Source organism: Pedobacter miscanthi (assembly GCF_003315595.1).
GTDB lineage: Bacteria > Bacteroidota > Bacteroidia > Sphingobacteriales > Sphingobacteriaceae > Pedobacter > Pedobacter miscanthi.
This window is the reverse complement of the sequence record NZ_QNQU01000002.1, coordinates 240806-263737: the sequence shown is the minus strand read 5'-3', so window position 1 is coordinate 263737 and position 22932 is coordinate 240806. Positions and strand designations below refer to the sequence as shown.

Here is a 22932-nt window from a genome sequence, read left to right as displayed (position 1 = left end):
AGGGATTATTTAATTAAGGCAGATAATTTGGCTGGAAGATCTTCGCCGCGCAGGTTGGTGGCAATGATTACGCCTTCCGGACTGATGAGTAAGTTTTGAGGGATTGCTTTAATATCCAGTTTGGCGGCCAGTCCTTCTTTTGCGTTCATCCCTTTCAGGTCTGAAACCTGTAACCAGGGCAGTTTATCCTGTTTTACCGCATTTTCCCACGATGCTCTGCTTTCATCGAATGAAATGCTCACAATTTCGAGGTTCCGGTTTTTAAGTTCTTCGTAAGCTTTTAACACATTCGGGTTTTCTTTACGGCACCAATAACACCAGCTGGCCCAAAAATCGAGGAATACATATTTTCCGCGTAACGATTTGATCTCGAACGGTTTTCCGTTGATGTCGGTTTGTGTAAAATCAAATATCTTTACACCCACCGCGCGCTTTCCGTTTGCCAAAATCCTGTCGGCAGCCAGTTCACCCAATGGTGAAGACCGGAGTTGTGGCGAAAATTTATCGAATAACGGCTTTACCAGTGAAGAATCGAAATGACTATCGAGAATGGAAGTGTTAAACACCGAAAGCCCCATATACGAATTGAGGTGTGTTTCTACAAATCGCAGTCTGATGTTTTTGATCTGGGCCACATAGCTGTTCAGGCTATCCTGTGCCGCGCTGCGCTCTTCGAGTGTTTTATTGGCTGCAACACCATGATCTTTTGAAAATTCGCGCTGGATTTTCATAATCTTATTGGTCATAGGTCTGATTTTGGCGTTGAGTTCCCGGTCTTCACGGTCGGAAACGGAACCCGAAACAATTGCCGTTCTGATCGAATCTTTACCTGTAAAAGTAATCTTCGAATTTTCGAGATAAAAACTCAGGTTATCGGCCTGCTTCCCCGCGGTAGTTTTAACTGCAATCATCGCACTTTGCGGCTCGTTTACTTTTCCGGTAAAACGGAATTCCCCGTTTTTGATTACCGTTGAGTCTGTTTCTTTGAACCTGTTGCCCTGTAGCGTAACCAAATAAGCTTTGGCCGGTACTTTTAAGGTACTGAGTTTACCGTAAAGGGTATAGCTTTTCTGAGCGGTTACCACAAAGGGTAACAGCGCCAGCATTAAAATCAATGATTTCTTCATTTTCTGATATTTATAAATGATAGGTTAGTTTCTTAGTAGGATACCACCCACAAAACCTATACTGTAGGTAAGTGTGCCTGATATATATGGGGTGGAGGTTAAAATGGTGAAACGCAAATAACGGGCAGTGGTTAAACCGGGCAGGTTGATGGTTTGCTTTTTTAAGGTATTGTTTACATCAACGGTATAGGTGCCCCTGTCAGTCCAGGTGGTATTGTTCGAGCTGGTTTCTACCCTGGCCGAAGTGGTATAACCACCCATGGCAGGTGTTACCGCAGTAGGGAAGAAATAATCAAGGCCTGAAAAGTTTACTTCCCTTCCGAAATCGATACTTACCCATTGTGGCAATGCAACCGTGGTTGCGCTGGCCCAATAGGTGGTGCCCGTAGCGGCATCAACAGCCCTCCCTGCAACATTTGTACCTGCTGTAGAAGAAGCAGTGGCCGTGAGCGTGTAACCCGTATGGTCTACATATAGCGCATCGCCGGTATTAAATACATAATACACCACCCTGCGGGTTTTGGGATCCTGCACCTGTCCGTCAACCGATGCAATAACCAGTGGAAGCACATAAGTGCTCCGTGCTTTTAGTGTGGTTTGAAAACTGAGGTTAAGTACTGCTGCTTCCGAAATTGTGTTTCCGGCAGCTATGGCTACTGTAGGTTTGTAATAAAGATAACTTTGGGTAGGCAACAAAAGGGCCGCATTTCCGTATTTTGTTCTGTAATCGGCAATTTTTGTTGTATCTGCAGCGAAAGTAACATAATGTACATCATCAGACGTATTGCCCACCAGCGAAGCTTTCATTTCGAGGCTGAGTAATGTGATATTCTTAATGTCGAGCGATCTGGTCACAACATCGCTGGCCGCAGGCAGATCAAAGGTTACACGTCCTTCTGCCAGGGTTTCGCGGTCGGCATTATTTTTTTTACAGGCCATAAGCAGCATCACTGATGTAAAAAGGGCCAGTATATTTAATTTATAGGTCTTCATCTCTTAAATATTATCAATTATGGATTCTGTATCATATCCGGATTAAAAGCCAGTACCTGAATGGGCACCTGCAGCGTGTATTTACTGCTGTGCGGCTCAAGTGTTGCTATTACCACATTCTGTGCATTGGTGCGGGTAACTGTGGGCATCCTGTTTTCGGTATCGAAACGGCGCATATCAAACCAGCGCAGGCCATGGAATGGTAATTCGCGTCTGCGTTCGGCAAGTATTTCAGTAAATACTGCATCCGGATCAGTAGAATTATAATCCCGGTTTGTTCCGGTATAGCGGTTGCGGCGTACCTCGTTAAGGTGTGCGAGCGCTACGCTGAGGTTGCTGCTGCGTGCGGCACCTTCGGCGGCAATCAGGTGCATTTCCTGCACAGTGGTGCCTGAGTTGGTTAACTGAAATGCAGGGGTTACAGCTGCGGCATAAAACAGGGTTGCACCCCTGGCGGTGCCTGCCCAGTTATAATAAAGCACAGTTCTGCGGGCATCGTTGGTGGCAAACATGTTTTTTAACTCGGCAGTTAGCGGCAATCCAACAGCTACAGAGGCTCTTCCGTAAATTACATCAGGGTGCGATACCACATTGGTTGTGGTAGGAAAACTAGCCGAATTAGTATAATCGATCATGGTTGCGCGCGTATTGGCCAGCGCTAGCTCGGCATAACGCTGCGCCTCGGCATACTCTCTCCTGTAAAGGTATACACGTGCAAGGATACTGTATGCCGCTGCTTTTGAACCACGGAACCTGGCATTGGAGTTATCGGCCGGAAGGTTGGGAATGGCCGTATTAATATCTTCGATAATATGCTGATAAATTTCGGCAGCGGTACTTCTGGCCGGTGTTTTTTGGCTTACATCGTCGGATGTGATGTAAGGTACGGCCAGGTCGGTTGTTGCGCTTGCTGCATTATATGGCTTTGCATATTCGTTTACGAGGTAGAAATAAGAATGTGCGCGGCCCAATAAGGCTTCGGCCTTGATACTGCTTTTCTGCGATGCGGTACCGCCCTGGGCAGCATCGATGCCCAACAGCACGGTATTGAACAAACTAATGCGTCTGTAGTGTTCGCCCCATAAATAAGTGGGGGTATTTACATCGGTGGTAAATTGGGGCGCCCAGGTGTAAATCAATTCCGAAAGGGTAGTAGGCGGGGTATTTACATTTTGCAGATCAATATTGTCTGTCATGTAGTTCATGATATTGTCAGACGTTGTTTCTGTGGTAAGTACCTGGCTGTTCAGCCATAAATCATAATCATTGGTGGTTTTCAGCAGCTGTTTCCCTTTGGGTTCTACATCGAGATATTTGTCGCAACCACTCAATACCATACAGCAAATGAACATTTGTGCAGCTATATATATTATTTTTTTCATCTTTATAAAATTTAAAAGTTGGTGAATAAACCCATGGTGTAAGTAGGGGTTACATACGATTTGGCATAACTTCCGGTACCCATGCTAAAATTATAGCGGTTAAAACCTACGGTGTAGAGATTAGAAACCTGGGCCTTGATCTCGAAATTTTTAAAGCCAGCCTTTTTTATAAATGAAATATTATTTAAACGGTATGATGCTGTTAAATCGCCCAGTGTGATGTAATCGCCATGAACCACATAATTGCTGTTGTAGCGGTAGGCCCATGATGGATTTGCACTGTTAAGGTCAACCAGGTTCGGGATATCGGTCTTCAGTTCATCACCGGCAGTACGCCAGTAGTTCTCGGCGCCCTGTAAAGGCCTGTTATCTGCCGGACTTGGCCTTGGTACCCTTACCTTAAATCCACCGTAATAATTAATCATGGCGAAGAAGTAAAAACTGCCCACATCAACACGGTTACTTAAACCAGCGCTGATGCTCGGAAGTGTTGTTCCTGAATATTGTACCAGCCCCGAATCTTTGTTCGACATGGCCATAACCAGTGGATTGGTAGTAGAACTGGTGTTCACCACATACGATTTCCCATTCTGATCAACGATGATTGGATGTCCTTCATTATTTAGGCCGGTAGTATTGTACGAAAACATGGCGCCAACCGGATAACCGCTTACGTAACCCAATGCATCAAGCGTAGGTGGATCATAACGGCCGCTTCGGTAAACATCAAGCACTTTACTGCCATTTTTGGCGATTACGATACCTGTATTCCAGTTAAAGTTTTTAGTCGATATCCAGTCTGCCTTCAGGTTAAACTCCAAACCATTGTTCCTGATGGTGGCATAATTGATCAGGGCAGAAGCAGCACCCAAAGTAGGATCGATGGTTGCATTACCCATCACATCGGTTGTTTTTTTGGTATAATAATCAAAGCTGCCACTGATGTTTTTGAGGATACCGAAATCAAATCCTAGGTTAAAATTTTCGGTCTGTTCCCAGCGTAATCCGCTATTGGCATTCGATGCCAGCACAAGTGAGTTAAGGCTTGGTGTATTTTGATTATTAATCTGGGCCTGGGCGATAACCTGTGGCAATGAAAGTTTGGCTACGTTTCCGTTAAATCCGAAGGCACTGCGTAGTTTCAACTGAGTTAACCAGCTTAAATCACCCATAAATTGTTCTTTATGGATATTCCATGCAGCTCCTACAGACCATAGCGGTTTGTATTTGTACCTCGGATCGCTGCCAAAAAGGTTCGATTGATCGATACGGATACTTGCCGATAGGGAATAAGTATCTTTAAAAGAGTATACTATGTTCGAAAAACCCGATAGGAAGCGGTCTTCATTATAGGTCTGGTTAAAAAAGCTGGTTAAAGATCCGAGGGTATTACCGGTTACCAGTGTACCCCTTACTGCTGCCAGGCCGTTAAATATCGAAGCATAATCAACCGGTTGTTGCAGCAGACTTCGGTCGTTATAGCCAAAATAAGATGCTAAGCTGCTTTTATTCAGTATGCTGCGCATTTCTCCTCCCGCAATGGCATTAATGGAGTGGTTGCCAAACCGTTTATTGTAATTGAGCTGGGCCCGCGCAGTATAACCGGTAGAGCTTGTATTCTGTTGACGGAGAAAATCGCCATCGGGAATGTTCCTTTTAAAGGTTCCGCCAGCTGTAACGGTGTAATTGTTTACCCAGGCATTCACTTCTGATGATCCCTGTGCAGCCAAATGTCTGTTCTCCGAACGCGAAGTTTCGTATACACCGCCAAATAAAAGGTTAAAACCCTTGCCAATATTGTAGGTAAAATTGGCAATGGTTTTACTGTTTACCGTTTGCGTTTTATCGCTGATCTTGTTAAGATCAACCAATGGATAGTAATTTTGATCCAGAAGTCCCTGCGACATCAGAAAGTTATTGTAAATGGGAACATAACTCATCGAAAAGATTGCATTGGGATTCCCGTTTACATCTTCATAATGTTCGTAACCGGCAAACTGTGCAGCGCCCGGTATCGGAGCATCATTAAAGCGCTGTTCCTGATATTCGGTAGTAAGCTCCAGGCTCAGGCGTTTCGCCAGCTTAAGCGTGGTGCGGCCCGTAAGTAAAAACCTGTTGTTATCATTCATTACGGCATTATCGCGGTTGCCCGTATAATTGGCCGTAATATAATACAGCGCATTCGGTACCCCGCCCGAAACATTAAGCGTATGTGTTTGTGTAGCTGCAGTACGCTGGAACAGGCGGTTATAATCATTAAGGTTATCATAACTGGCCAGATCGGCAAAAGAGCTTTCGGCCTGCGCAGGCGAAATGATACCGGCGGCAAGCTGCGATTGGATATAAAAAGGAAGCGTTCTGCGTATACTGCCCACCCCGGGGTTGTACAGGGTAGACCATGTTGATGGTGTGATATTCAGTATCTGCCTTTCGCGTGTATACCTGGCATTAATGCCCGATGCATCCGGATCCCAGCGGTATCGGCTGTAATCTTCCGCTGGTTTTAAACCCAAAGTGCTTCTGAAATTGAATTGGGCGGCTCCCGGATTGGCCTGTTTCCGTTCGATAATAATTACACCGTTAGATGCCCTAACGCCATATACGGTAGCAGAGGCGGCATCTTTGAGTATGGTAACCGACTTAATTTCATTCGGGTCGATCATATCGAGGGTTAATTCTGTTGGATAACCATCTACAACAATCAGCGGGCTCTGGTTTGCAGACATGGTAGAAATACCCCGGATATTGAATAATGGCCTTGAAGAAGTATTCCCGTTTGGATCGGTACTGTTAAACATCACCGTATTATTGATCATCAATCCCGGTAAACGGTTTACCAATCCGTCAAGAAAATCGCTGCTTACGCGCGATTCATATTCTTTGGTGCCGATCTGCGAAACCGCACCGGTACTTTGCTCGGGCTTGATCCGCTGATAGCCCGTATTTACCGTTACAGCCACATCCTGGAGGTTGCTGATATCGATAGACATGCGGATGGTGCCCAGATCTTTTGCTGATTTAACCTCACGACGACTATACCCCACATAACTGATGACCAGTATGGAACTTTCTTCAACATTGCCCAGCGAAAAAGTTCCGTCAGAGAGGGTTCTGGTGAATGCTTTTTGTCCTTTCACTGTAACAGTTGCACCCACCAATGGCGTGCCCGTTAGCGAATCAACCACTTTGCCGGTAACGTTGATACCTAAAACCTTATCGAGTATTTCCGTTAAAAAAAACTTCGGTTTCGATTTTAAGGTTACGGTATTGTTGTGGATTTCGTATTCGATCGGTTGCTTTTCGAAAATTTCGTCGAGTACCTTGTTCAGCTCAACTTCTTTAACACGTATACTCACCGGTCTGGCCTTGTCGAGCAGGGCTGCGGGCACAACAAAGTTGTAACCACTTTGTATTCGGAGGTTTTTGATAATATCTTCCAGCGGGACGTTAGCCTGGTTAAGGCTAATTTTCTGTGCGAAGCCAGCAGCGCTAACTTGCATGATCGCGGCTATTAATATCACGGTAGTTAATCGCATAATCAGCCATAGTTTGTGGGCATACTTCCATATACCCTGGTTAGTTTTCGGTTTATTTAACACTTTGTCAGGTTTACGACAAAAACTTAAAGGCACAGTGTAATGCCGTCAATATTGCTACAGTGCGCATTATTGTTTAAGTTTGTTTGTCTGGTTAATTGCAGCATGCCGGTGTCGCCAAACTTCGGGCATCTGCGGTTCAGTTGATAATTTTGATCAAGGCCATACATACCATATCCTGAGTCCAATCAGGGTATGGTTTTAATATTGGTTCTTGTTGGTGGATGGTTTGGTTCTATTGTAGTTTTCTCTGCATTATGGGATGGTTTAGTTAGTGATTGTTTTTATAATGATCAGCGCCGTACGTAAATTTTTCGCCCTTCAATTTTAAAATGTACGTCGCCTGTTGCTTCAAGCGGAATCAATACTTTAGAAATGTTATCGAATCTGGAAACCGATCCCCAAAAGGTACCGGCAGGAATTTCCTCTTCATAAATAATTTCCACGTTGTACCAGCGTGAAATCATTTTCATAATTTCTTTAATATCCAACCGGTCAAAAACAAAATTGTTGCTTTTCCAGGCAATGGCAAATTCTGTATCCACCGGCGCCAAATTGATATTGCCGGCAGTATTGGAGGCCTGGTTTCCGGGTTTTAATATTTTTGACTGGCCATTATCGTCGATTTTTACACTACCTTCGAGTAGGGTAGTGCGGAACGCCGCTTCATCCGGGTAGGCATTTACATTAAAATGTGTTCCCAATACCTCTACGGTTTGGCTACCGCTCTCTACAATAAAGGGGTGCGCTTTATCTTTGGCCACTTCGAAGTAACCTTCACCGGTGAGTTTAACCCTGCGTTTGCCATTGGTTATGCCTGCTGTATTATAGGTTAAGCTCGATGCCGCATTTAACCATACCCTGGTCTGATCTGGAAGCAACAGCATATAGGTTTGTCCGATTGCTGTAGTGAGTGTATTGGTATCGTTAGAATTGCCCTGCCCGCGTTCAATCCGGTAAACAATCTGCCCGTCGGCCGTTTTCGAAATTGATAAACCCGGCGCTTTTACCAGCTCACCGTTAGCTGCTCCGCCCAAGCTGATTTTTTTTCCATCAGCCAGCGTAAGTGTTGCACCCATTTTTCCCGGTGGGATATCGTTTGCAGTAAGGTGCTCAAAATTTGGGGTGTTTTGGCGCAGGGTAAAGAAATATATCCCGAATACAACCATAATTATTGCAGCGGCACCTGCCATGCGCAACCATAAAGCGGTAGTGTTTTTTCTGATGGAAACAACAGGTGTTTCCGAAATTTGCGATTTGATTTTATCAAGTGTAATTTCCCATGCCTGATCGTATTCATCTGCAAAAGATGTATCCTCAAGTTCGGCATCCAGCAGGGTGCTCAGTTCTGTATCGTTTTCCTTTTCTGCAATGTGTGCAAAAAGACTGCCTGTTTCCTCAATGGAGCTTTCGCCTTTAACATATTTTGCGAATAGTTCGTGGATGGATGGGTTTGTTGGCATTGTATTTAATATAAATGCCGGAGGATGTTATCCGGCTGTATAAATGATAAGTACCATAAAGCAACGGGTAGGACTATCCGGACTAAAAATAAATTTATATTTTTTTCGAATAGAGCAGCATAATGATCAATCCGGTCAATAATCCGGCTTTGCCATCCAGAAAATTGCGGATATATTTGGTTGCGTGCACCATCTGGTTTTTAACCGTATTCTTTGAAATCTGCAATTGTTCGGCAATCTGGTCATGGCTAAGCCCTTCGTTCCTGCTCAGTTCCCATATCAGCCGGCGCTGGGCCGGTAATTGTTCTACGGCAGTTTTAACTGCTGCTACACTTTCCCTGAAGATAATACGCTCTTCGGTTTCGTTAGTTAATGTTTCGTGGTAACCCGTAATACTATTTAAAATTCTGGCATCGTTAGCTACCTTTTTCAGGTATTTTAACGATTGCCTGTTGGCGATACTAAAGAGGTAGGAACTGGGATGGCTGACTTCGGAAAATGTTTGCCGGTTAATCCAGATGTTTACAAATATATCCTGGATCAGTTCTTCGGCAAGTTCGGGTATCTTTACCAATTTTAGCACATAAGGGAAAAGTCGCTTAGAAAAATGCCTGTAAATGGTTTCAAAAGCGTGCTCATCGCCTTTGGCCAGATTTGCAAAAAGTTCGGTTTCATTTGCCAGTTTATTGATTGTTGTACCCATTTTTCGCCCAGGTTTCATGAAACACCATTACAAACATCATGAAACGTTGCTAATGTACAAGATTTCTTCGAATCTTTAATTTTTAGTATGATATAATCTACTGAATTGGTCGATTATTGTGCCGGATATCAAATGTTGTGGAATTTTTGAGCTTATTATACCAAAATTCGTTGTCCGATGATTAATTTATTATCCGGAATAATCAGAAAGCATTGGATAAACTGTCTAAAATAATCGGATCTATTAAATTGCACGTCAAATTTAATCCACCACCTAAAATACAAGCGAACGTTTAAGCTGCTAAAAATCCCTTTTGCAGAGATATATTCTGTTGACCATATAAGTAATAGAAGAACCATATAAGCTCATATGTACTTAAATGTCTTATATGGTATAAAATAAAGATGATTTAAAAACTGATCTGTTTGGAACCATAGTTTTGAAAAAAATAGAATAACGTTCTGTTGATCAGATTTGCAACTTGGTGCAGAGTAAAACTCAGGTGGGCTAAGATGTCTAAGGTGGTCCTAAAAAATAAGCAACTCAAATTTAATCTACCATCTGGGGCACCTGAGAACATCTAAGCTGCTAAAAATCCCTTTTTCAGGGCTATATCCTGTTGACCCTATAAGTAATAGAAGAACCATATAAGCTCATATGCCCTTAAATCTTATATGGTGTAAAATAAAGATGATTTAATTGTCACAAACGACCCTGTTAAATGTCCCTATTATACCTTAAGCTTATCTGTTTGAAATCATAGTTTTGAGAAAACATTTTTAAATAATCACCTAGCTATGAATTCGAAACAAAAAATCTGGGCCAACTTTAGTGTAAAAGACGCTGATATTGCCGGTAAATTTTATACAGATCTCGGTTTTACGCCATTTGGGATAAATAAAGAGCTTAAACTGGCCAGTTTCCTCTTCGGTGAAGGTAACTTTGTGATTCATTTTTTCGAGGCCGGATCTCAGATAGACGAATTTCTGGAACCCGGAGCACGCAACGGCAGTGAAATTATTTTCACACTTTCTGCAGAAACGGAACATGAGGTGAATGAATTTGCGGCTAAAGTAGAACAGGCTGGTGGCAAAATTTTAAAGTCTGTAAGAAGAGATGAGGCCAATTACTATGGTTTCGCCTTTGCCGACCCCGATGGGCATAAGTTCAATATGATATTAATGGATAATATGTAACATACATCATGTTTTTTGACCCTTGGGTTTTCTTCTGCTCGATCAGTATGTTTTTTTTCCTTATTGGAAATGCCCGGTGTTCGTTATCTTTATCAGATTGATAAAACATTCTATGAAAGCATTTTTGGGAACCGGCCTTTTAGGGTCAAATTTTGTTAAGGCTATGCTCCGCAGGGGCGAAGAAGTACAGGTGTGGAACAGAACCGCATCAAAAGCGCAGTTACTCGAACGGGATGGTGCAAAGGCATTCGAAAATATCGTAGATGCCGTAAAGGGAGCAAATGTAATTCATCTCACGCTTAAAGACGATGCTACAGTAAATGAGGTACTTGAAGCCGCCAGCAACGGTTTTGCTCCGGGTACCGCCATTATTGACCACACCACCACCTCGGTTGAAGGGGCTATCGAGCGGACTAGCTTCTGGAAAAGTAAAGGTTTTAATTATCTGCATGCCCCGGTATTTATGGGGCCGGCAAATGCACTGGATGGGAGTGGTAACATGTTGGTTTCGGGCGATCAGGCATTGATAGATAAGCTTGGACCGGAACTTGCAAAAATGACCGGTAAACTCATCAATTTTGGCACTGAAGAAGGAAAGGCAGCGGGAATAAAACTGATCGGTAATTTATTCCTGATCTCACTTACTGCAGGGCTTTCGGATGCACTTGGACTAGCCAAAGCACTGAAAATTGATTCTGCAGAAGTTGCTTCGCTGTTTGGCTCATGGAACCCAGGGGCAGGTGTTCCGGTGAGATTCGATAAAATTAGGGCGGGTGATTTCAGCCAGCCATCATGGGAACTGGATATGGCACGTAAAGATGCCGGTTTGATGTTAGCAGCTGCGCAGCAAAACGGTGTAAACTTAACGGTTTTACCAGCCGTGGCAGCATTGATGGATAACTGGATAACAAAAGGGCATGGCAGCGATGACTGGAGTGTAATTGCAAAAGATAACCTCTGATCAAAAACTGAAAATCAGAACGGCCTTTTCGATGCTTCATTTCCGAACCAATAACATAAAATAAATTAAAGATATAATCATGAAAGCAATTAATCCCTGGATCAATTTCAATGGAAATGCCGAAGAAGCATTTAATTTTTATAAGTCGGTTTTTGGCGGCGAATTTACAAAAGTTATACGTTTTAAAGATTTGTCAGGTCCTGAATTTCAGGTAGCCGGAGACGAAGCAGATAAAATCATGTATATTGGCTTGCCGTTAGGCAAAAACAACGTGTTAATAGCCAACGATGTTCCTGGTTTTATGGGAAAGGTAAGCGAAAATGAAAACCGGTCTAAAATATATGTCAATACCGAAAGCCGTGAAGAAGCGGAACGAATATTTAATGGTTTATCAGCAGGTGGAGAGGTGGAAGGCCCTATTGGCGACAGTCCATGGGGAACCTATGCCGGAATGTTCAGGGACAAGTATGGCATTGAATGGATTGTAGAGTTCGACCCTAATGACAACAAATAGGATCAATTCGTTTATCTGATGTACACCCACATGCAGAAACCGTATTGTAAAAAGTGGCTACTTCTTTTTTTAGAGGCAGCCATGTATCAGTCTACCCTGTGATTAATCAACAGTGATGCCTTTTATATCACGGATAACCGGCAACATGTTCAAAGCTTCGCGTATCAGTTTTATCTTGCCCTGCTCAGCTACCACACGGCCCATATAGTGCTGGGCATATTCTTTGCCGTTCGAAGCAATAACAGCAGTAGCTTCATATTCGCCAAATGCCTGGTCCGGCGTATCAATATGGATCTTTATATTTTTGAATTTGAATCCCTGGAATGTTTTTGGTAGGTTGGTTAAAAATTGATATATGGTTTCGCGACCTTCCCAGCGAGCTGGTATGCCAATACTGGCAAGATAAGGTAGCTCAAAAACGGCATCATCAGCAAAAAGTTCTATCTGGAAATCAGGGTTTCCTATGTTTTCCAAATAATCCAGTAATAATTCTTTAGCGGTTTTCATTTCTTATTTTAAATTAGGTGCGTTATTTTAACTGTACAAATATGGCACCTCTCAATAAGCCCACCATTGATTTATCACAAGAAATGTAGTTGATTTATATCAATTATAATAAGCTGTTTTTAGATGCCCATCGATAATTGATTGTAATGCTGCTTAAAAGTTGAATGTTTCATCTATATTTCTGAAAAAATATAATTCAGATATATTTGTAATATGTTCAATAGCGGCATTTTTTTGCCAATCATCATTATTTCGGGTATGGCTTATGGCATCCTGGCAAAAAAGCTGACGATTATGGCCGCTTTTACAGGTGCAATAATTGCACTCCTAATTTTTATCGCTGCAGGTTATACAGGCTTAATGATGATGACTACATTTTTTATCCTGGGTTCTTCTGCTACCTCATGGCAGAGGCATAAAAAGCAGGCTTTTGTTGTAATGGAAGAAGAAAAAAAAGGCCGCAATGCCTTGCAGGTACTGGCCAACGCCGGGGCTGCAGCTATTTCTGGTGTGGTCATTATCTGTTATCCGGAGCTGCACGGTTTAATGTTGCCGGCCATGGCAGCAGCTTTTGCTTCGGCTACAGCAGATACCCTGTCGTCAGAGCTGGGAATGGTTTACGGGAAACGGTTTTTTAATATTATTTCGTTTAAACCCGACAGCCGCGGAATGGACGGGGTAATCAGTCTGGAAGGAACCCTGGCCGGCATTTTAGGGAGCGGAGTAATAGCCGGTATTTATGCGCTGGGCTGGGGATTGAATAGCAGTTTTTTCTTTATCATTATTGCAGGAACAATGGGTAATCTTACCGATTCTATACTGGGTGCTTTGTTTGAGCGCAAGGGAATGATGGGAAATGATACGGTTAATTTTTTGAATACATTAACCGCAATGTTTGTCATGTTGCTCTTTACTGTGCTTTTTCTTTAAAAAAGATTTAATCTTAATTTTCGGCATGTTACGCTATGCGGCTTACATGGTCTAAAACACCTGGTAGTGTATCCGGACTGATGAGCAAAAGACCAAACAGATCTTTTGCCCAATAATTACCTCTGATGCCCCGTTATAACCGCGATCCCAGATCCCTTTCCCGCTCATCGCCGCTTACTAAACGGGTTAATTCGTTACAGTAAATAATCCTGTTATGCTTCACGCGGAATTCAGCAATTACATGGATAAGGGCATGGCGGTCTTCATTGGTGAGTACTTCGACAGAATGGTTGGTAAATACAATTTCACCCTCTTCAACAATGGTTTGAAAATTAATTATCGCGTGTTTAACTGCTAGTTTTTGTGCTTTCATGTGATTGCAGAAACCATCGAAATCAAGTTCCTCCCCATCTACATACTGGCGGTATTCAGGGCTGAAATACTGTTCTATAAGGGTTTGATCGTAAGTTGGGCTTTCTACCACGGCCTTAAAGGCTTTTCTGATTAATTCTTTGTAGCTGTTCATTTTTTTATGATTTAGGATACAAAGTAAGGCCGTAAGGATTATTTAAAACAGGGCCAGGATCAGGTAAAAGCTGTACAATTTGCGGTATGTTTACGGAATGCCGAAGGCGAAACTGCTGCAGACTTTTTAAACACGCGGATAAAATAGGTGTCATCCGGGTATCCCAGCTGATACGCAATTTGCTTTACGCCCAGTTTACTGTAAGCGAGTAATCTTTTTGCTTCGAGTACGGTTTGTTGCTGTATCCAGTAGCTCACCGGCCTGCCGGATATCGCTTTCACACACTCGCTGAGGTAGCCGGGCGAAACACAGAGTAGCTCAGCATAGGCTGCCGGACTTTTCTGATTTTTAAAATGTTTTCTGAGCAGGATCCGGAACTGCTGGTAAAGGTAAAGTTGACGGGAGGGATGCTGATCGTAGCCAGTATAAGACATAAACGAGGTGAAAAGTCCGGCACATACCGAAACCATGTTGGATAACATCGAATGTTGCAGATAAGCATCAAGGTATCCGGAAAGTAAATCTGATAAGGATTTGAGGCAGCTCCCCAGCATGTTACCGCTTGGTTCATCTATTGCGGTTGGTTTTTGCTGGCCATATTCCCTTTCCAATACATCGATGTAGGTTTGATCGATGCTTTGTGGCTCGGCCGCCAGAATCCAGCCGCTGGTATGGTTCGACGAGATAAAATAATGCACCTGGCCCGGAGCAATGAGGTAAACACTGGAACCGCTTAGTGTTACTGTTTCAAAATCTACGATTAATTTGCTTTCACCGGTTTGCTGAAAAATAAAAATGTAATAACTGTCGCTGTGTGAAGTTTCAAAAGCTGGGCGTGGTGTTACATAATCCTGTAAAGGGCGCAAATGGATGTCGGATTGCTTCACATTGCCCAGGCTGTAAACAGGAATATGCGCCGGCTTTTTATTCATAAGGTAAATATAAATATAAAATCAACCGGAGTATCGGGTGGTATCTGTTTTTGAACAGCAGAATATGATCCCGGGCCACACAAACGTAAAGTGTTTAAGTTAAGTCATTAGCAATGGGCAGATAATTTAATAACAGATAAAAAACGTACGAGGCCGTTCAGGGAGATGCACACAGATAAAAATCCGTGTTTAGCTGTGTGCATCTGTGGTTAAAAACTTTAACTCAATGGCATTGAGCAAGACCAACACCTCACTATTTTTTACGGTAGTGTGGTTAAATTAACGCTTGGGGCAGTGCCGGTAGCCGTTCTGCTCAATGCTGTGCCATAAGTGGTATAGGTAGCAAAGAAACCACCGTTTTTCAGGTAGAAACTATTGCCGGTTACGCCGCCCTGGTAATCCATTCGTTGCTCGGCAGATGCTGTAGAATCGTAACTGAAACTCGCATTGGTAACCTCTGTCCAGCTACCGCTACTGGTTTTGTACCATTGGTTGCCATAATTGCAGCTTCTTTGCAGGTAACCCTGATCGGGGTTAAAGTTTTCAATAAATGAATACATGCCAGTTAAATAAGCCGTTGTATTTGGACGTTTCCATTGTGCAATGATTTTCCAGACGCCATTTTCAGGTGCATAAAACCAGGCTGTATAATCCGAACCGCCGGCACCATCGGGTTTGCCACGTAACAAGAATTTGTAAGTGGTACCTGCTACCCAGTTAAACAATAAATAGGATTGTCCGCCGGTACCCTCACCGCCAAAACCATTAGAAGTGATGTCGCTCCCTTTTCTTACCAAGGTAGTACTTCCGGTTGACGGATCCCACACCGAAAACAGAACCCTTCTTTCGGTTGCCGAATTTACCTGCATACCAAAATATCCGCCGCTAAATCCATCGGCCATAAAATACGAACCAGTTTTATCCTGCCCGCTCGGTACATTCAGCTCGCTGTAAAACCATTCGGTGCCTGATGGTACTGTGTAATTTAAATGACACGACGGGCCTCTTCTCGACCAGTAATAATCGGCAACAGTATTGGCATATTGTACATTAGAAGCTACGGTAGGGCCGCTGATTACCAGATCAGAAATATCACCAAAATAACTGCCTGTTTTACTTACTCCCTGTATGTCAACCCGTACATAACCTGCAGCTGTAATATTTACCGTACCAATTGTGGTTGTGGTAGGGCTTGTACCCGTAATGGTTTTATTAAATACGGTGCCATTTATGGTTACTTTAATATTGCTGCTTCCAGAGGGTACAGTACCTTTTAATGCTACGGTTAAGCTGCCGGTTAAGCCTAAACGAAACCACACGCTGGTAATGGTACTTGCCGAAGTCCAGTTGTGGAGGCCGGTATCGTTAATCAGGCCACCCGTACCGGCAGTATAGGCGTTGCCACCCAAACCCACATTTAACGATGAACCGCCCAAACTTTCTGTAGTTGCAATGGCGCTTTTAATTTTAGCGCTTTCTGTTTCTGCGGGGTTTTCAGTTTTTTTACACGAATACAAGCTTAGCAATAATAGTATGCCTGCGGCAAATGAAGTTGTTTTTTTCATTTTTTTGATTTTGGTTAGTATTTGGTTGTTAATAATTATTTGCAAACTGTTACACCGCGCTTTTTGTACGCGTTATATTCTGCTTAACCCAGCCCCATTTCAACTGCGGGTTGCCCCGGAGGTATACATTGCCATAATTGCCACTGATCCGATCTAAAGATGTTAGTGCGGTTATTATAAAGGGATAGCGCACTAACCTGAAACTGAAGTTAATCACTAACTATTGATAAAAAATTAAGATTCTTAGCGCAAACGTTTGTCCGTTTATGACTTGTTATGGAGCTGGAAAATGATATTTTTTTTAAAGCTTGCAAATTTGATGCAGCTTGTATTTGTATGTAGTAGAAATCTGTTATAAAACGTTATGTTGTTTGGAAGGTGTTTTTAAACTATTTGATTAGTAGGAAGTTGAAGGTTTTTTTTATGTTTTTTTTGAGTAAACACAAACGTTTGTGTAAAGATTTGTTCCGGTAAACTGTTGATCCGTTTTTGCATAACGAGGCCTCGTTGTGCAGGGTAAGGGATGATCATATTCATCTACCTAACGAAATAGCGGAGGTGCGAACAGTTTACAACGTTCCGTCTCTTTAATCAGTGATTACCGGGATAAGGAGAGTAAGAAGCACTCCTCGTCCTGTTGATTTTTGCTTTTAAGCGGCTCAGGGTTTCTTCCCTGATGCCTAAAAAGCCTGCAAGATGTTTAGACGGGATCCGCTGGTAGAGGTGGGGATGGGTTTCGATCAGTCGTTGAATACGCTTTTCTGCAGTGGGGATCCGGATCAGGAAATTACGCTCATCAGCTTCATGGTAATGGTACCATAGCAGGTTTCGTGCAAGTTTGTGCATCTGAGGGAAAGTAAAAAGTTCCATGATGAGCGTATGCGGAATCACAATGGCATGGGTGGTTTCTAATGCCTGAATAAATTGCTGGCGTTGTATATTATACTGTTTGTCGAAAAGCGTTAAACCAACAATATTTCGTTCTGTTGCCAGCCAGGTTGTTATTTCCTCACCTTCATCGCGTACAAATCCCCTTACGCTACCTTTTAGAATAAAATACAGACTGGGCTTAAGATCGAGCGGACTTGAAATATGTTTGTTTTTTTTAAAAATGATAACAGAACAATCGCGTTCCATAACCTGTTTCATGTCGGGATGAATTTGGTTGAAAGATTCAAAGTATTCAATAAGCAATTCTGTACCATTAAGGCTAGACGATGATGAGGGCATAGTTTGTGAGATAGACCGACAAAAATAATACAAAGCAAGTGCCTATCTCTCCTGCATGCAGGGCAATTGCGTTGCTTTATTCTTGATCTTTATCAAGAAATACGATATTTGTCATCTAATAAGTAATACAGTTTGCCCCGAGATAGGAAAATTCGATCTTCAGGAACCAATAAAGTTATCAGCTGTAAACCTGGCTGAAGGGGAAAAAAATTGGTTCAGGGAAGTGGCCCCCTCAATCGGTAATATTCCTTTTATAAGTGCTTCTCCACCAGTTCATCATATAATCAGGCGCTAAAATTTGAGACAAATCGACAAAAAATTGAACAGATAGTAATAGCGGTATTGCTTTACTTTGATTTCAATTAACCAAATAGTAAACCTAACTGCAAATTCCCCCAACAGGCAATACTGTGTTTTGCGGTTTTAATTTTTTTTCTTTATGAGCGTAAAACGATTTATTCCAGACGGATAAGCATCAGTAATTTACCTGAAAAACCAACCAAAATAACCGAAACTAAAACTAAGTTACCTTATGCTCAATAAATCTTTATCAGTGCTGTATCTTTTCCGGCACAACTGATCTGTACCCGAACAAGGCTGGTCATAATCATCCGTATTTAGCGATCAGGCCTTTTCAAATCAAAAAAACTTAAAAATACCCTTTGGGATATGGTTCTGGGTTAAAGAACGTAACGTTCATTTATCCAGGCCTTGTACGGTATGATTAAAATACCGTATGGCAGCGCTATGTCCGCTGGGATTGAAATAACCAAATTCCGAATAAGCCGGCTTTGCCGGAAAAAACAACAGATAGGTATTATGAAAACAAAAAACAGTGTTAGAACCAGGCCCTGGAAGTTCCATTGGATCGTACTCGGACTGATTGTACTTTCCTTAACGCATTGCAAACGGGAAGACCTTCAGGAGGAAAACATTTACGATCCCTCTAAAGAAGTATTAATTACAGATTTCTATCCCAAAGAAGGCGGGGTGGGCAACAACCTGGTTATCTATGGTTCCAATTTCGGAAACGATGTTTCGAAAATCAGTGTAACCATTGGTGGCAAACCAGCTAAAGTTGTAGGCGTACAGGGTAATGCCATCTATTGCATTGTTCCGGAGAAAGCCTACGATGGCGATATTAAGGTAAAGATACTGGATGGCAGCCAGCAACTCGCGCTTGCCGTATCAAAAGAAGCTTTTTCGTATACCCGGAAACTGCTCGTTTCTACCTTTTTGGGTAAATATTACCAGGTAGCCAGTAATTTTGAAGAAAAAGAAGGCCCTTTTAACGATTGCGGCGCATTTAAAGGAATCACCTGGCTTACTATGGATCCAAAAGATCCCAACCACCTCTATTTTACAGCCGATGTAAACAGCTGCAGGCTGATCGATTTTGAGAAAAAATATGTAAGCTATTTCAGGACCGATTTAGACCGTGTATCCATCATGAACTGGCGGATTGATGGCAACCAGGATATGATCGTATCACACAACCACTCCAGCGATACCAAAAACGGCAACTATATATTTACCCGCGAATCCAATTTTTTACAGAAGAAAGCCATTGAGGTGTACGCAAGGGGGGTAAACGGTACCATGATCCACCCGCAGAACGGAGAACTTTATTACTCACGATACCGGGCCGGGGATATCCGCAGGTACGATTTTAACACCAAAGAAGATAAACTGGTATTTTCCAATCCTTTCAGTGCAGTGGCCGTATATATGGTGATGCATCCTTCGGGCGATTATGCTTATCTGCTCGAATTTGAGAAACACTATATCATGCGTACGGATTACGACCGGGAGAAGAAAACCTTTAAAACCCCTTATACCATCTGTGGGGCTGCGGGTACGGCTGGTTATGCTGATGGTATTGGTACAAATGCCCGTTTAAACAGTCCGGTGCAGGGTGTATTTGTTAAAAATCCGGATTATGAAGCTACTGGCGGAGACCAGTACGATTTCTATTTCTGTGATAAGGTGAACCATGCCATCCGCACATTAACGCCCCAGGGCAGGGTAAGCACTTTTGCCGGACGTGGCAATAACGGTACCAGCGGATATGCCGATGGCGATCTGCGTACCGAAGCCCGTTTTAATAACCCCCAGGCCATTACCTACGATGAAACCAGAAAATGTTTTTACATCGGCGATACCGGTAACTGGCTCATCCGAAAAATAGCAAAAGAAGAATAACCAATAAATATACACCAGATAATTATGAGATTTATTTTACTAATATGCATCATACTGCTTGGGATTTCCTTTAGCCTGCACGCCCAGGAGGTTACCGTTAAAGGAAAGGTTACCGATATAACCAAACAGCCGATTCCGGGGGTGAGCATTTCTGTTGCCAACCTGCCGGGCCTGGGTGCCATTACCGATGGTGATGGAAATTTCAGCGTAAAGATGCCCCCTTACCAAACCCTGGTATTTACTTATGTAGGTTACGAAAAACAGGAAGTACTGGTAAAAGAGCAGCGGGTGGTTAACATCACTATGAAAGAATCAGATGCCAGCGTTTTAAACGAGGTAGTAGTTACCGCTACCGGTGGCGAAAAAAAGATAGCCATTACTGGCGCAGTTACCACGGTGAATATCGATCAGTTAAAATCGAACCCATCTACCTCCATGGCCGATGCCCTTGCCGGGGTTGTACCCGGTATCCAGGCCATGCAAACCTCAGGCCGGCCTGGCAGCATTTCCGAATTCTGGGTACGGAGTATATCCACCTTTGGTGCCAGCAACTCTGCCCTGGTATTGATTGATGGATTTGAACGCGATATGAACGAAATCAATGTGGAAGATGTTGAATCATTTTCGATACTCAAAGATGCCTCTGCAACAGCCATGTATGGCAGCAGGGGTGCCAATGGTGTAATCCTCATCAAAACCAAAAGGGGCAAGGAGGGTAAAGTAAATATTAACGCCAAAGTAGAGGGTTTTTATAATCAGCTTACCAAACTGCCTGATTTTGTTGATGGTTATACCTATGCTTCGATGGCCAATGAAGCCAAAATTGTAAGGAACCAGGAACCGCTTTTTTCGCGTACGGAACTCGAAATACTCCGCCTGGGTTTAGATCCCGATCTTTTTCCCGATGTAGACTGGATGGATGTGATTCTGCGCGACGGCGCAAAAAGCCAGCGCAGCATGATCAACCTTAGTGGGGGTGGCAAAACGGCCCGTTACTATATTTCGGGCAGTTACCAGAACCAGGAGGGAATGTATAAGGTTGATGATGCCCTGAAAAACTACAATACCAACGCAAATTTTAACAAATATACCTATCGTTTAAGTGTGGATATGGACATTACCAAATCTACTTTGCTTACCGCCGGGGTTTCGGGTTCGCTGCGAAAACAGAACGATCCCGGGGTGGGAAGTGATGCCATCTGGACCTCCCTGATGGGTTATAATGCGATTACGGCACCTTTAAGATATTCGGACGGGAAAATTCCGGCCAGCGATGACCGTGATGGCAACCCGGATAATGATCAGGACCGTTTTAATCCCTGGGTACAGGGCACCATGACGGGTTATAATGAAAACTGGAGCAACAATATCCAAACCACCTTAAACCTCGACCAAAAGCTCGACTTTATTACGAAAGGCCTTCGCTTTATTGGCCGCTTCGGTTACGATACCTATAACAACAACTGGATTAAACGTTATAAATTTCCCGAACTCTGGAGCGCCAACCGCTACCGCGATACCGCCGGCGAACTGGTATTCAAAAGGATCAGGGAAGAGCAGAAAATGACCCAAACCTCAGGATCGGATGGCGAAAAAAGGGAGTTTTTCGAATGGGAAACACATTATAACAACAATATCGGTATGCATAATTTCGGTGCGGTTATCAAATACACCCAGCAATCAAAAGTTTTTACGCAGAATATCGGAACCGATCTTAAAAATGGTATTGCCCGCCGTAACCAGGGCTTTGCCGGACGTGCGAATTACAACTGGAAATCGCGTTATTATGTAGATTTCAACTTTGGTTATACCGGTTCGGAGAATTTCCATAAAGATTACCGCTTCGGGTTTTTTCCGGCCATTTCGGGTGCATGGAATATCGGAGAGGAAGAAATTATTAAAAAATTGGGCTGGGTAAACATGTTTAAAGTGCGTTATTCGTATGGTAAAACCGGTAACGATAATTTGGGCGATATCCGTTTCCCTTACCTGTATACGATTGAACAAACTGGCGGAGGATACAATTTTGGCGATTACGATTCTTCAAACCCCTGGACAGGAATGCGTTATTCTACCGTTGCCTCGCCTAATGTTACCTGGGAAATTGCAACCAAACAGGATCTCGGACTCGATTATTCCCTGTTCCAGGATAAATTAAACGGGGCGGTAGATTATTTCCGCGAACGCCGTACGGGGATTTACATGAGCCGTAACTCCCTTCCCGGTTTTGTAGGTTTAGAAACCACTCCATCTGCCAATGTGGGCGAGGTTAAGGCTGCCGGTTTTGATGGCAATTTAACCTTTAAACAAAAGGTATATAATGTAGATTTTACGCTCAGGGGCAACTTTACCTATAGCAAAAACGAAATTATCGAAAGGGATGAAGAAAATACCATTTATACCTACAAGTTACAGGAGGGCCACAGGGTAAACCAGGCCAGGGGATTAATTGATTTAGGCCTTTTTAAAGATTATGATGATATCCGCAATAGTCCGCGGCAATCGTTTGGCGAGGTAATGCCGGGCGATATAAAATACAAGGATGTTAACGGCGATGGTGTTATCGACGATAATGATATTGTAGCCATTGGTGCCACCACTAGGCCGAATCTAACTTATGGCTTCGGACTTTCGGCCAGCTGGAAAGGTCTGGATATCAATGTACACTTTCAGGGCATCGGTAAATCAACCTATTTTATTAACGGATCATCGGTTTATATGTTCAGCCTTGGCGAAAACTGGGGTAATATCCTGAGTGATATGGCCAACAGTAACCGCTGGAAACTGGGCGAAAATGAAGATCCGAATGCAGCCTATCCGCGTTTAACTTATGGTCCGAACCCTAATAATTACCGGGCTTCTACTTTTTGGTTAAGGGATGGCTCGTACCTGCGCTTAAAAACTTTGGATATCGGCTATTCGCTTCCTAAAACCCTGGTTAACCGGGCGCACTTAAACAATGTACGCTTCTTTTTTATCGGTACCAACCTCTTTACCTTCAGCAATTTTAAACTATGGGATCCTGAACTGGGAAGCTCAACCGGAAAGGTTTATCCGCTCAGCAAAACGCTATCCGTAGGTGTATCAGTTAATTTATAGGCTATG

Annotated in this window: 17 protein-coding genes; 6 read left to right on the top strand and 11 right to left on the bottom strand. The window is 43.0% G+C overall.

Going from position 1 to position 22932, the window contains the following annotated elements; translation table 11 throughout:
- Nucleotides 1–5: 5 nt before the first annotated feature.
- From DRW42_RS03065 to DRW42_RS03040, 6 genes are all read right to left on the bottom strand, one after another.
- Nucleotides 6–1127: a TlpA disulfide reductase family protein gene (locus tag DRW42_RS03065; RefSeq protein ID WP_113947374.1), complete on the bottom strand. Its 1122-nt coding sequence runs from the start codon at nt 1125–1127 to the stop codon at nt 6–8.
- A gap of 24 nt (nt 1128–1151) precedes the next feature.
- Entirely contained in the window at nt 1152–2120 is a 969-nt protein-coding gene (locus tag DRW42_RS03060; RefSeq protein ID WP_113947373.1) for a discoidin domain-containing protein, read from the bottom strand.
- Nucleotides 2121–2137: 17 nt separating this feature from the next.
- Nucleotides 2138–3502, bottom strand: coding sequence for a RagB/SusD family nutrient uptake outer membrane protein (locus DRW42_RS03055; protein ID WP_113947372.1), 1365 nt, complete (start codon nt 3500–3502; stop codon nt 2138–2140).
- 11 nt (nt 3503–3513) lie between these two features.
- A complete protein-coding gene (locus DRW42_RS03050; RefSeq protein WP_244215173.1) occupies nt 3514–7002 on the bottom strand; it encodes a SusC/RagA family TonB-linked outer membrane protein in 3489 nt (1162 codons plus the stop codon).
- A gap of 389 nt (nt 7003–7391) precedes the next feature.
- On the bottom strand, nt 7392–8561 hold the full coding sequence (locus DRW42_RS03045; protein ID WP_113947371.1) for a FecR family protein: 1170 nt from the start codon (nt 8559–8561) through the stop codon (nt 7392–7394).
- 94 nt (nt 8562–8655) lie between these two features.
- The gene (locus DRW42_RS03040) at nt 8656–9264 is read right to left on the bottom strand and encodes an RNA polymerase sigma factor (RefSeq protein WP_113947370.1); all 609 of its coding nucleotides are present in this window, start codon (nt 9262–9264) and stop codon (nt 8656–8658) included.
- 797 nt (nt 9265–10061) lie between these two features.
- Here DRW42_RS03040 and DRW42_RS03035 point away from each other — a divergent pair.
- From DRW42_RS03035 to DRW42_RS03025, 3 genes are all read left to right on the top strand, one after another.
- Nucleotides 10062–10460: a VOC family protein gene (locus DRW42_RS03035; protein ID WP_113947369.1), complete on the top strand. Its 399-nt coding sequence runs from the start codon at nt 10062–10064 to the stop codon at nt 10458–10460.
- A 112-nt stretch (nt 10461–10572) separates the two neighbouring features.
- Entirely contained in the window at nt 10573–11421 is an 849-nt protein-coding gene (locus DRW42_RS03030; RefSeq protein WP_113947368.1) for an NAD(P)-dependent oxidoreductase, read from the top strand.
- Between the two features lie 79 nt (nt 11422–11500).
- Entirely contained in the window at nt 11501–11935 is a 435-nt protein-coding gene (locus DRW42_RS03025; protein WP_113947367.1) for a VOC family protein, read from the top strand.
- A 102-nt stretch (nt 11936–12037) separates the two neighbouring features.
- On the opposite strand, the gene DRW42_RS03020 is transcribed toward DRW42_RS03025, so the two are convergent.
- Nucleotides 12038–12442, bottom strand: coding sequence for a nuclear transport factor 2 family protein (locus tag DRW42_RS03020; RefSeq protein WP_113947366.1), 405 nt, complete (start codon nt 12440–12442; stop codon nt 12038–12040).
- 213 nt (nt 12443–12655) lie between these two features.
- Here DRW42_RS03020 and DRW42_RS03015 point away from each other — a divergent pair, with 213 nt between their 5' ends.
- Entirely contained in the window at nt 12656–13372 is a 717-nt protein-coding gene (locus DRW42_RS03015; RefSeq protein WP_113947365.1) for a DUF92 domain-containing protein, read from the top strand.
- A gap of 133 nt (nt 13373–13505) precedes the next feature.
- Here the strand turns inward: DRW42_RS03015 and DRW42_RS03010 are convergent, their stop codons facing one another.
- The 4 genes from DRW42_RS03010 to DRW42_RS02990 all read right to left on the bottom strand — a co-directional run bounded on the left by DRW42_RS03010 (nt 13506) and on the right by DRW42_RS02990 (nt 17544).
- Complete coding sequence (locus DRW42_RS03010) at nt 13506–13898, bottom strand: nuclear transport factor 2 family protein (RefSeq protein ID WP_113947364.1); 393 nt, start codon at nt 13896–13898, stop codon at nt 13506–13508.
- Nucleotides 13899–13957: 59 nt separating this feature from the next.
- Nucleotides 13958–14830 carry a helix-turn-helix domain-containing protein gene (locus DRW42_RS03005; RefSeq protein WP_113947363.1) on the bottom strand — a complete coding sequence of 291 codons (873 nt, stop codon included), beginning with the start codon at nt 14828–14830 and terminating at the stop codon, nt 13958–13960.
- 260 nt (nt 14831–15090) lie between these two features.
- Nucleotides 15091–16395 (bottom strand): DUF3472 domain-containing protein, encoded by a 1305-nt coding sequence (locus tag DRW42_RS03000; RefSeq protein ID WP_113947362.1) that lies wholly within the window; start codon nt 16393–16395, stop codon nt 15091–15093.
- A gap of 591 nt (nt 16396–16986) precedes the next feature.
- A complete protein-coding gene (locus DRW42_RS02990) occupies nt 16987–17544 on the bottom strand; it encodes a Crp/Fnr family transcriptional regulator (RefSeq protein ID WP_147243654.1) in 558 nt (185 codons plus the stop codon).
- A 900-nt stretch (nt 17545–18444) separates the two neighbouring features.
- Here DRW42_RS02990 and DRW42_RS02985 point away from each other — a divergent pair.
- The gene (locus DRW42_RS02985) at nt 18445–19827 is read left to right on the top strand and encodes an IPT/TIG domain-containing protein (protein WP_113947359.1); all 1383 of its coding nucleotides are present in this window, start codon (nt 18445–18447) and stop codon (nt 19825–19827) included.
- 24 nt (nt 19828–19851) lie between these two features.
- Nucleotides 19852–22926 (top strand): SusC/RagA family TonB-linked outer membrane protein, encoded by a 3075-nt coding sequence (locus DRW42_RS02980; protein WP_113947358.1) that lies wholly within the window; start codon nt 19852–19854, stop codon nt 22924–22926.
- Nucleotides 22927–22932 lie beyond the last annotated feature (6 nt).